This window comes from Marinomonas ostreistagni, from assembly GCF_016888445.1.
Taxonomy (GTDB): domain Bacteria; phylum Pseudomonadota; class Gammaproteobacteria; order Pseudomonadales; family Marinomonadaceae; genus Marinomonas; species Marinomonas ostreistagni.
The window spans coordinates 34,862-45,842 of sequence record NZ_JAFEKF010000009.1 but is presented as its reverse complement, the minus strand read 5'-3'; the positions used below and the strand labels follow the sequence as shown (position 1 = coordinate 45,842).

The 10,981-nt window shown below is 50.6% G+C and carries 7 protein-coding genes and 1 rRNA gene; 5 read left to right on the top strand and 3 right to left on the bottom strand.

The features are described from left to right. Positions 1 to 101 (top strand): 5S ribosomal RNA (gene rrf, locus JQX58_RS15135); the annotation flags it as partial. Between the two features lie 306 nt (positions 102 to 407). Here the strand turns inward: rrf and JQX58_RS15130 are convergent. Further along, positions 408 to 1,748, bottom strand: coding sequence for a DUF2254 domain-containing protein (locus JQX58_RS15130; protein WP_204147680.1), 1,341 nt, complete (start codon positions 1,746 to 1,748; stop codon positions 408 to 410). A 111-nt stretch (positions 1,749 to 1,859) separates the two neighbouring features. Then, positions 1,860 to 2,666: a flagellin gene (locus JQX58_RS15125; protein ID WP_204147679.1), complete on the bottom strand. Its 807-nt coding sequence runs from the start codon at positions 2,664 to 2,666 to the stop codon at positions 1,860 to 1,862. A 217-nt stretch (positions 2,667 to 2,883) separates the two neighbouring features. On the opposite strand from JQX58_RS15125, the gene JQX58_RS15120 reads away from it, so the two are divergent. Then, on the top strand, positions 2,884 to 3,879 hold the full coding sequence (locus tag JQX58_RS15120; RefSeq protein WP_204147678.1) for a phosphotransferase: 996 nt from the start codon (positions 2,884 to 2,886) through the stop codon (positions 3,877 to 3,879). Here JQX58_RS15120 and hrpB read toward each other — a convergent pair. Next, on the bottom strand, positions 3,876 to 6,350 hold the full coding sequence (gene hrpB / locus JQX58_RS15115; protein ID WP_204147677.1) for an ATP-dependent helicase HrpB: 2,475 nt from the start codon (positions 6,348 to 6,350) through the stop codon (positions 3,876 to 3,878). The two genes, JQX58_RS15120 and hrpB, sit on opposite strands and share 4 nt — an antisense overlap. 178 nt (positions 6,351 to 6,528) lie before the next feature. On the opposite strand from hrpB, the gene JQX58_RS15110 reads away from it, so the two are divergent. The 3 genes from JQX58_RS15110 (at position 6,529) to JQX58_RS15100 (ending at position 10,933) form a co-directional block, all read left to right on the top strand. Continuing rightward, positions 6,529 to 7,260, top strand: coding sequence for a response regulator (locus JQX58_RS15110; RefSeq protein WP_204147676.1), 732 nt, complete (start codon positions 6,529 to 6,531; stop codon positions 7,258 to 7,260). Between the two features lie 2 nt (positions 7,261 to 7,262). After that, complete coding sequence (locus JQX58_RS15105) at positions 7,263 to 9,770, top strand: PAS-domain containing protein (protein WP_204147675.1); 2,508 nt, start codon at positions 7,263 to 7,265, stop codon at positions 9,768 to 9,770. 143 nt (positions 9,771 to 9,913) lie between these two features. Continuing rightward, positions 9,914 to 10,933: a sugar ABC transporter substrate-binding protein gene (locus tag JQX58_RS15100; RefSeq protein WP_204147674.1), complete on the top strand. Its 1,020-nt coding sequence runs from the start codon at positions 9,914 to 9,916 to the stop codon at positions 10,931 to 10,933. Positions 10,934 to 10,981 lie beyond the last annotated feature (48 nt).

The window sequence follows — 10,981 nt, the reverse complement described above, 5'->3', positions numbered from 1 at the left end:
AGGCGTTGAACCACCTGATCCCATCCCGAACTCAGAAGTGAAAGGCGCCATCGCCGATGGTAGTGTGGGAGATCCCATGTGAGAGTAGGTCGTCGTCAAGCTTTTAATTAAGAAGCCCTGATCGCTAACGCGGTCAGGGCTTTTTTACGTCTGGCGAAAATAGGCCGCGATACCGTCTATCAGTAAAAGTCGGCGCCAAACACCTTTTGCGCGCCACATATCGGCACCACGCGCCAATATGAAATGGGCGCTGCAAAAGGGTTATGACGCCTACCTCAAAGTTTCTTCAGGGCTTCGGTTCTTGTACGAGGGCGTTTCACGCGCGATCGCAAGCAACGCTTGCTTGGCTTAAGCAAGGCGGCTAGCGCCGCCAGTCACTGGCAAGAGCCCTTCTGGATATGTTGGGCTTAAGCCTTAGTAGCGATTAAGTTATTCAAAATATTTAATCGCTCTGATGTCTCTTTTTGATCATTGCCAATAGTCTCTTGCTGTTTCAAGTCGTGTTCAATGAGCTGTTTTTGTTGTTGGATAAATTGCCATTGCTCTTCACTGTTGGCTTGTTCACCAATGCGAATCAAACCTTCTAATAAGCGCAGTTGTACGGCCAAGTTGAGTTTTGAGTGTTGGCGAATCTGATCAAAGGCTGTGTTTGCCAAGCCAGTGAAGGTGGCGGTCTTAAAGGCAATACGAGGTTCATCATTCTGATCGCAAGCAATGCCCTCAGGGAAGGTTTTGCTGGTTAGGTTACACAGTGTTGAGCTGAGTTTATCGATGCAGGCGATCGCTGAATAAGGGTCATTAATACTGGGGGACAGGGCGCGCAGGGCGATTTCGACTAACTGTAGTATGGCAAACTCTGGATCTTGAATCGGTGTTCGCTTTGCGCCAAGCGTGATGCAGCTCAAAATCTTATCGCGTTGGTTGTTGGTCAGTATTTGGTCTGAGCGTTTGAGTATTGCCATGTTCTTAGTGACAAAGTCACCCGAGGTAATGATTAATTCCATGTATTGTTTTTCTTCGCTCATCAGCTCAGCTAAGGTGTGGTAGTTGATGGCCTGAACATAACCCGCGTGATCGCTGTTGAGCCATATATGGCTTTGTTCTGGAATGTGTTGGCGTACATCCTCGCGGGTACAACCTGCCGCTTCTTTATGTTTATGTTCTTCAAAAATGCTTTGGACATTGGTTTGCAACGATTCGTACACATTGTCGATGATGTTATCGGCTTGTAGGTTAGTTGCGACGTGGTGGATGAAATAGATCAGCAGAAAGATCCCTGTCAGGGTCAGCACCATAGCACCACCGAACGCTAACCCAGGTAAGTAGTCGCCTTGAGCGAAATCGTCCGTGGCTCGTGCGAGCGCTAGGCAATAGAGAAAAATTGCGATGAAAGTCCCCAACACGGTTTGTGTGCTGGAGTCGTTCATGAAGTTTCGAATCAGTCGTGGACCAAACTGAGAAGACGCGTTGGTTAAGGCCACCATGGTAATGGAAAAGGTGATACTGACAACCGTCATTACACTACCCGCAATGGTAGTCAAAAGATCACGGGTAATTTCGCCATCGGCATGATACAGAAATGCCAACCAATCCACTTCCTGCAAGCCTGAGTTGCGATCTACCCAGAGCATCAAGGCCAGTAATGCCAAGACGGCGAATATAATCAGCGTCGGTACGAACCAGTAGCTGGTTCGTACGATATCGTATGCTTTTAGAAGCTTATTATTCTGTGAAATAGGTAACGGCAATGTCTTGTCCTTGATGATCTTAAAAGATGCTTTATCAATACCACACTCATTGCGCTAGCGTTAACCTTATCTAATAAGCTCCTCATGCTCTCCTTTTTTAACCCTCGAGCATTAACTACTTAGTAGGCTTAAGCTGCGTCCAGCATCAGCGTTCGCTTGTGCCTGAATTGCAGTGGAGGATTGCTCTAAAATGCTGTTTACGACTTTGCTGCTGACCGTGCTGGCAATGTCAGCGTCAGCAATCCGCGAGCGTCCCGCTGATTCATTTACTTGAGCCGCGAGCAAACTGTCCACCCGACTACTAAAAGCATTCTGTGTTGCGCCATAGTCGGCTTGCAGGGTTGCCACATTGGCGAGGCTTTCATCGACAGCGTTAAGTGCTGTACTTAGATTCGTGGGATCGTTGACGTCAAAGGCAAACAGACCAGAGGCAGTCAATGCACCATTAAGGTCATTGGTGGCGACATTAAATAAGCTGTCCGAATCCTCGCCCACTTGAAAGCCAAGGCTGCCGTCTTCCGTCAACAGCTCTTGCCCGGCGAACGACGTATCGGCAACGGTGCTTCGGATCGACTCTATGAGACCGTTGGCTTGTTGCTGCAGTGCCGCTCGGTCACTATCAGAATAAGCGCCATTACCTGCCTGAACCGCTATGTCTCTGAGTGAGCTTAAGTTGTCATTAATAGAGCTTAAGCCTGCTTGGGCGATTTGGGTGACGGAGATACCTGCAGTACTGTTGGCGATCGCTTGCCCGTTACCATCTATTTGACTGGTAAGGCGATTAGCAATTTGCAGTCCTGCTGCATCATCTGCCGCGCCATTGATACGCTGGCCACTGGCTAAGCTTTCTTGTGTGCTGTTTACTGATTGGGTCGCCGAGCGATTAACGTAGTTTGAACCAATGCCATCAATACTCATATCAACTTCCTTGCCTGTGAAGGCGAGAATCTAGTGAATGTACAATGAGTATAGTAATCAGCTTTAGAGAACGAGAACTGGAAGGTCGGCTTTTTACGACTTTTAAGGTGTTTTTGCCTTCTCTCTACAAATTTGCAAAGCTCGTAATACAATACGTTCGCGACCACTTTATTGAGTGAGCGTATGTTTTCACTTCAGGCTAAGGCAGACCAAGACAATGATAGCGCCAGAACTATTTATTAAGCGTGCTTTACGGGCCACTAAGGTAACGCGTATGGAGCAAGTGCAGGCGTTATGGAGTGGCTATGGTGAGATTGCCCGTTACCAGATACAAGGCGCTGCTCCTGCTCAGGTGATTCTCAAAGCGATCTCTTGGTCGCATATTCCGCCGCACCCTAGAGGATGGCAGTCGACGCATTCACATCAGCGCAAGATACGTTCTTATCAGGTAGAAGCACTCTGGTATCAGCATTGGGCGCAGCGCTGCCCAGACGATGCCCGAGTACCGCGCTTATTGGCGGTGCATGAAGACACAGATATTACCTATTTATTGTTAGAAGACTTAGATCAGAGTGGTTATGCCAATAGACATGTGCAGCTGGATGTGTCGCAAGCACTAACGGTATTGCATTGGTTAGCGTGCTTTCACAGTACTTTTTTACGCACGCCCCCTCATAATGATGATTGGCCGCAAGGGCTTTGGCAGCAGGGCACTTACTGGCACCTAGCTACGCGCCCTGATGAATGGCAGGCGATGGCCCCAAGTCCATTGAAGGAAAGCGCCCATGGGCTCGATCAAGCCCTCAGAGCCTGTCCATATCAAACCCTAGTGCATGGCGATGCCAAAGTGGCCAACTTTTGCTTTAGTGATGATGACCAGCAGGTGGCGGCGGTTGATTTTCAGTATGTGGGCGGTGGCGTCGGAGTGCAAGACGTGGCGTATTTCTTAGGAAGCTGCCTGACAGAGAGTCAACTAACAACACATCTAGATTATTTGCTCGAGGCGTACTTTAGCGAGCTTTCTCGCTGTCTGGTCGCCAGTGGTGAGTCGCCTGACCTGGCCGAAAGCGTGGCCAACGCGTGGCAAGATTTATTTGCCGTGGCATGGGCCGATTTTCATCGCTTTATTTTGGGGTGGAGCCCACAGCACAAAAAGAACACGCCTTTTAGCCAAGCGTTAGCGCAGCAGGGGCTAGCGGCACTGGGTAATTAGCTTTGCCGTAATGCTCGGTTGGTTTTATGTGTCGCTTCAGCACTTAATGGATCTTCGGGCCATGGATGTTTCGGGTAACGCCCACGCATCACCTTGCGCACATCTGGATAAGCTTCGCGCCAAAAGAACGCCAAGTCCATGGTAATGGCAAGAGGCCGTTGTGCTGGTGAGAGCAGTTCTATTTTGACGACTTGCCCTGCAATAGCGGGGCTTTGAGTTTCGCCAAACATCTCCTGTAGTTTGACGCGCAGAACCGGTTCACCGCTTTCGTAGTCGACTTTGATGCGCGATCCGGATGCGACACTAATGCGAGTCGGTAAGCGCTCTAACAGTTGCTGCTGTGGGTAACTCAATAGGGCTTTTAATGGCTCAACAAGGTCGACTTTGGCAAGTTGGTTAAGACGCGTAATGTTATTCAGAAACGGTGCCAGCCAATCCTCTAAACGCTCGAGTAAACATGCATCTGAGGCATCAGGCAGATCAGAATCAAGATGCTGATGGGCGAAGCGAATACGAGCGCGCAGCTGGCGACTGTCATCACTCCAATTCAGGCAATCAAGCCCTTGCTGACGAATATAATTGAGCGTCGCCAAGGTGATGGCGTGTTCTGGTAACGCGGACAGCTTTTCACGTTTAAGGCATAACTTGCCAAGCCAAGTTTGATGCTCTCCTACGAGGCCGCCGCTGCGCTTATCCCATTCACAATGCTCGACTTCTTCTATGTGTGTCAGCAGGGCCTCTTCGATCTGCGACTCATTAATAGGGCAAGCTAAGTAGACGCGATCACTGTCTTGCTCGGCATGGCCACCTAAGTCCAACACCACCAAAAAGTCTTGCTGACTATTGGTATCTGACGTAGACAGTGTGACTTGTCGACCATTGCTGAGTTTATAGAGTACCTGGTCGCCTTGTTGACGCTGGCGACGGGCGATACGATCTGGAAAGGCCTGAGCCAGAAGTGTGGCGAGTGTCGATTTAGGTGAGCTAGGTTGAGCTTCAGGCAAAAGCTGTTTTAGCGCCGCTTGTGTGCGTTGCCAGCGTTTTGCTTGTGGCGAGCGTTCTATGCGCGTGAGCGCTGCGTACACATCGGTGTCTGCTTGAGACGACGGTGCGCCTTCATACAGTAGCGCGGCAATGGGCAGCACTTGCTCAACTAAATGTTGCTCGCTGGCCTCTTGTATGAGTCGCGCTAAACGAGGCGGTAGGGGGTAGTGACTCAAACGCTCACCAAGTGCGGTCAGAGTCAGCGAGTTGGCATCGGTTAAGATATCTAATTGGGCCAGTAAATCTTGTGCCTGCTGCCAATGAGCGGCTGGCGGTAAGCTGATCCATGGCAGCTCTGACACATCGGTCGCGCCCCAACGGGCAGTGTCCATCACTAAGCTACTAAGATCTTCAAGCTCAATCTGTGGCGCGCTTTGTGGGCTCAGTCGGTGTTGCTGATCTGCTGACCACCAGCGATAGCACACACCTTGCTCCAGTCGTCCGGCGCGGCCCATACGCTGAATGGTTTCTGCCTGAGAGGCGCGGCGCGTGTGTAGGCGTGTCGTGGCGGTTTTGGCATCAAAGCGTGCTTCGCGTGCAAGGCCTGAGTCGATGACCACTCGTATGCCGTCAATGGTTAAGCTGGTCTGGGCAATACTGGTGGCGAGCACGATCTTGCGCCAACCTTGTGCTGCCGGAGCGATGACATGTTCCTGCTCTTTTAGGGTTAAATCGCCATATAGGCTCAGCAGCTCAACTTGCGCCGGTAAACGATCTATAAGCTGTTGCTGCACCGCATGTATCTCACGCTGGCCAGGTAGGAAGACCAAGATTGACCCCTGTTCTTCTTGTAGCGCGCGCTGCACCTGCTTCGCGACCTGTTGGGGTACATCGGCTTGTTTCAGAGCTAAATTGTCATAACGTACATCAATCGGGAATTGTCGCCCCTCGCTAATGATTGGCTCACAGTCGAGTAACGTTTGTAAGCGTTCACTGTCGAGTGTGGCAGACATAACCAGAAGCTTAAGCGGGTCGTCATCTCGAAACAGCTCTCGGGCTTGTAGGCTTAGTGCAAAAGTAAAATCAGAATGTAAGTTGCGCTCGTGGAATTCATCAAAAATGATCAGCGCGACATCGTCTAGGCTTGGGTCATCTTGCAGCATGCGCGTTAAAACGCCTTCAGTCACAACTAATAACTGAGTCGCCTTGCTCTGCTTGCCTTCTTGGCGGATTTGATAGCCTACTCGCTGACCAAGCGGCTCACCCAATTGCTCGGCTAAGCGTTGGGCTGCGGCTTTAGCTGCCAAGCGTCGTGGCTCAAGCATGACTATCTTACGCTCGCCCAGCCAAGGTGCGTCCAGCAAGGCCAGCGGCACCACGGTGGTTTTACCTGCCCCCGGAGCGGCCTCAAGAATGGCTTCATGGCGCTGTATAAGCTGTTGCTGTAGGGCCGGTAAAATGGCGTAGATAGGGAGCGAAGATGACATATAAACTCTCTGGTAGTAATGGCTAGCATGATACCGCTAATAAGCTTGGGTTTCAGCTGGCAGTGAAACCTAAACACTTCTTTGCTTGTCACGGGCCTAGGCTTGATGAACAATACTCTCACCAAGGTGGTGCACGGCTTGCCCACGAGAATAGGATAACAAAAGGATAGAGACACCCATGAATGAGCTGGGCAAAAAAACCTTGCTGATTGTCGATGATGAAGCGGACATCCGCCATTTGTTGAGCGATGCCCTAGCGCAGAAAGGTTATCAAGTCCTTGAAGCTGAGCAAGGCAGCGATATGTGGCGCTTATTAGCGCAGCATACCATCGACTTGGTGTTAATGGACTTATATCTGCAAGAAGAAGACGGTTTACAGTTGGCACGTGAAGTACGCGAGCGCTATGTCATGCCGATCATGATGCTCACCGGCAAAGGCGATGAAACCGATCGTATTCTGGGGCTTGAGCTGGCTGCTGACGATTACATGATGAAGCCGTTTAACTTGCGAGAATTAACCGCCCGTATCCATGCGCTGTTGCGCCGTAGCGCAACCACCGCACCACTTCAGACTTTAAACAGCGAACACGAGTGTTTGTATTTTGGCCAGTGGACGCTGGATCTCACCTCACGCCAACTACGTAATCAAGCTGGCGAAGAGGTCACGCTTACCCTAGGCGAGTTTTCATTATTAGAAACGTTAGCCACACGCCCAGATCGAGTGCTGAGCCGCGAACAAATTATTGATATGAGCCGTGGCTTAGAAACAGAAGTGTTTGACCGCACCGTGGATGTGTTGATTTTGCGTTTACGTCGTAAGCTTGAGCACAACCCCAAAGCGCCTGAATTTATCAAAACCCAGCGTGGACTCGGTTATCTGTTTCAAGGCCCAGTGACTAAGAGCGCCTAACCATGCGCTTAGTCAGCATTCGTCAAAAAGCCTCGCTGATTATTTTTATCATTGCCGTGGTGGCGGCGTTTATGGTGGCGATTGGCTGGCAGTCGATGCGCATCAGTGAAGCGTCACTGTCTGAGTTTGAAGCGCAAACCCTTCCCGAAATCAGTACTGCATTAACCTTAGCCGAGAGTGTCGCGCAGCTTGCCGCGGCGGCGCCTTATACCGCAGGCTCCGCGCGACCGTTTCAATTACAAGCCGAATCCGAGCGCCTAAATCGCCGGATACAAGAGTTACGTGGTGTGGCGGATAACCTGAACAACCGTGACTTTCGTCAACAAATCGCTGGGCGTTTAGATGGTTTTGAAGCCACCCTAACCGAGCTGGTGGCGCTGGTGCGCGAAGAATTGTACATCCGTGAAGACAGTCTAGCGCAACAGTTTGCCATTCGTCAGCTCATGCAGCAAAACCTAGCAGATGAAACCGTATCGCAGCAGCAATTACTCACTTGGCTATTACAGCTCATCGAAGCGCCTGGTGAGGTTGCTCAGTCCATGGCCCAGACTTTTGCCTTAGCCCAAGCATCACCGCAAGTGGCAGACATCGCCGATAATCTGCTGCAAGCTCAAGCGCGTTTGAATGCGATCGAGCAGCGTAAAAACTACTTACTGATTTCACTGCGCGCGAAATCCGAACAATTGAGTGCCCAAGTCAGTGAGTTTGTCGGCACCTTGCAGCGGCAAGTGTCGCGTCAGCGCGCCGATGTGGCGCAAGTTGTAGCCACTGGGCAAGTCTGGCTGGTGGGCATTGCACTGTTTTTGATACTCGGACTGACACGCTTGTATCGCTCTAGTCGCCGTATGACGCGTGATCTCGAGGCCGTTACCCACGATATGAAAGAGCTATCACTGGGGCAGGTGGATTCACGTCGACCGCAGGTCAAACGTAATGATGAGATCGGCACATTGGCAGACGCCTTTGAGGTGTTTCGTCGAGACGCTATTCGACGGCTGGAAGTGTCCGCTGAATTAGGTGAACAAAAGCGCCTGCTTGAGACTATTTTTGACAATATGAACGATGGCCTGAGCGTATTTTCAGAGCAAGGCCAGTTGATCGCTTGGAACAAAGGTTACGAAGCCTTATTCGATTTGTCGTCGAGCCAACTGTATCGCGGTATGCCAATCAGTGCCGTGCAACAGCTGATTACCCAACGCTCACATAAAAACTTGAACTTGGAAAACCAACAGGTGGAGATGGACGAGATAAATGCGTCTAGGCACCAACGCAGTCAAAGTTTTGAGCGTCACTTTGCCTCAGGCAAGGTCATCGAGTTTCGTTCTAAGCCGATGCCCGAAGGCGGCTTCGTCACCTTGTATACCGATTTAACCGAACGTAAGAGTGTCGAAAGCCAGTTGCGCCAAGCGCAAAAGATGGAAGTGTTGGGGCAGCTGACCGGTGGTGTGGCCCATGACTTTAATAACTTGCTGGCAGCCATTATGGGCAACCTGCAGATGCTGTCGGACTCCAGTCCACAAACCGACGATCAGCGCCGCTACGTCGAGCGTGCGTTGGCGGTAGCGGAAAAAAGCAGCAGCCTAGTGCATCGTCTGCTGGCGTTTAGTCGCCGCCAGCAATTATTCCCAGAAGCCACCCACATAGACGATCTTATCGAAGGTATGCTCGATTTAGTCGAATACAGTGTTGGCAATCATATCCTTGTCAGCGTTGATCTTAACTGTCCCGATGAGCACTGCTTGATTGACCCATCGCAACTGGAGAACGCGTTACTCAACCTATCGCTAAACAGTGCGGCGGCCATGGAGCGAGGTGGTGCGCTGAGCTTTTCGACCAAGCGTACCACGCTACCCGAATCTGACACGGCGGCGGTACGCATCAAAGTAGAAGACTCGGGCCACGGTATTTCTGAAGAGGTGTTGGCGCGCATCTTTGAACCCTTTTTTACCACCAAGCCAGTCGGCAAGGGCAGTGGTTTAGGCCTTAGTATGATCTATGGCTTTGTGAAGCAAAGTGGCGGTGAGATTCGCGTCACCTCTCAACAAGGCGAGTGGACCAAGGTGTGCTTATTCTTACCCATTCTGACGCAGCCGCTGACGCCGCGTAAGCTGTCTAAGTGGGATAATTTACCAACGCTGACAGTGCCACACGAAGCATTGGTGTGGTTGGTCGAAGACGATCCTTCAGTGTGTCAGGTGATTGCTGAGCAACTGCAACAGCTCGGTTGCATCGTGCAAACATTTGATCAGGCAGAGCAGGTATTAAACGCCTTTGCGGGGCCATTTTTACCCGATGTATTGGTCAGTGATGTTAACTTGGCGGGCGAACTAAATGGTGTGGCGCTGGCGCATCAACTGCAAGAGTTCGATACATGGGGTGGGCAAATCTTGCTCATGTCAGGCTTACCTAGAAGCGAATTGCGTCAACATTACGACTTACGCGACAGCGATGTATTATTACCAAAACCCTTTACTATCAATGAATTAGAAAAGGTGTTTCAGTTTGAATAAGCAAATATTACAAAAGTTACAAAAGGTGCTTATTTTCTGAAATTTTCCGTTAGCTTTCGTCTTACATAGTGACTTCATGAAGTAGGATTTACCTAGCTTCACGGCACCAGCCGACAATAAAAACAATATTGGAGTCACATAACATGAAATTCCCTTACCGTAAGCTGGCCTGCCTTGTGGCGGCGAGCGCGTTATCCACCGCTGCGATGGCGGAAACCCCAATCATTGGTTTGATCACCAAAACCAACACCAATCCATTCTTCGTCAAAATGAAAGAAGGCGCACAACAAAAAGCCGAAGAGCTTGGCGTAGAGCTGCGCACGTTTGCGGGTCGTTACGATGGCGACAACGAAACCCAAGTACAAGCGGTAGAAAACTTAATCGCTTCAGGTGCCAAAGGCATCTTGATTGCGCCAAGTGACCCAGCGGGTATCGTACCAACCATTGAGCGTGCACGTGAGGCGGGTCTGTTGGTGATCGCGTTGGATACGCCTTTGTCTCCTGCCAGCGCGGCGGATATGACGTTTGCGACAGATAACTTCAAAGCAGGTGAAATGATCGGTAAATGGGCCAAAGCCAAAATGGGCGATGACGCAGCCGATGCCAAAATTGCGTTGCTGGATCTCAACACCAGCGAAATTACGGTCGATGTGGCGCGTAACCAAGGCTTCTTACAAGGCTTTGGTATCGACTTAAATGATCCCAATGACATTGGCGACGAAGACGATCCACGTATCATCGGCAATGATGTCACCCAAGGTTCTGAAGAAGGTGGTCGCCGTGCGATGGAAAACCTACTGCAAAAAAATCCTGAAGTGAATCTTGTCTACACCATCAATGAACCAGCCGCAGCCGGTGCCTATGAAGCCTTGAAATCGTTTGGTATGGAAGACGGCGTGATGATCGTATCCGTCGACGGCGGTTGCCCTGGTGTACGTAATATCGAAGACGGCGTGATTGGTGCTACGTCAATGCAGTTCCCGCTGCGTATGGCTTCTGAAGGCGTCAGTGCGATCGTTGAGTTTGCCAAAACAGGCTCACGCCCGACAGCGTCTGATGGCTTAGATTTTTACGATACTGGTGTACAGCTGGTGACTGATAATCCAGCCCCAGGTATCGAATACGTCTCCTCAAAAACCGGCCTTTCCATGTGCTGGGGCTAAGTTAATTGTTCCACTGATCTTTTAAGGGTCTTCCTTAACACCGCTAAC

Coding starts and splice junctions, on each gene's coding strand:
- hrpB (WP_204147677.1), bottom strand. CDS start 6,350: ATGTCATCTTCGCTCCCTATCTACGCCATTTTACCGGCCCTACAGCAA.
- JQX58_RS15120 (WP_204147678.1), top strand. CDS start 2,884: ATGATAGCGCCAGAACTATTTATTAAGCGTGCTTTACGGGCCACTAAG.
- JQX58_RS15125 (WP_204147679.1), bottom strand. CDS start 2,666: ATGAGTATTGATGGCATTGGTTCAAACTACGTTAATCGCTCGGCGACC.
- JQX58_RS15105 (WP_204147675.1), top strand. CDS start 7,263: ATGCGCTTAGTCAGCATTCGTCAAAAAGCCTCGCTGATTATTTTTATC.
- JQX58_RS15100 (WP_204147674.1), top strand. CDS start 9,914: ATGAAATTCCCTTACCGTAAGCTGGCCTGCCTTGTGGCGGCGAGCGCG.
- JQX58_RS15110 (WP_204147676.1), top strand. CDS start 6,529: ATGAATGAGCTGGGCAAAAAAACCTTGCTGATTGTCGATGATGAAGCG.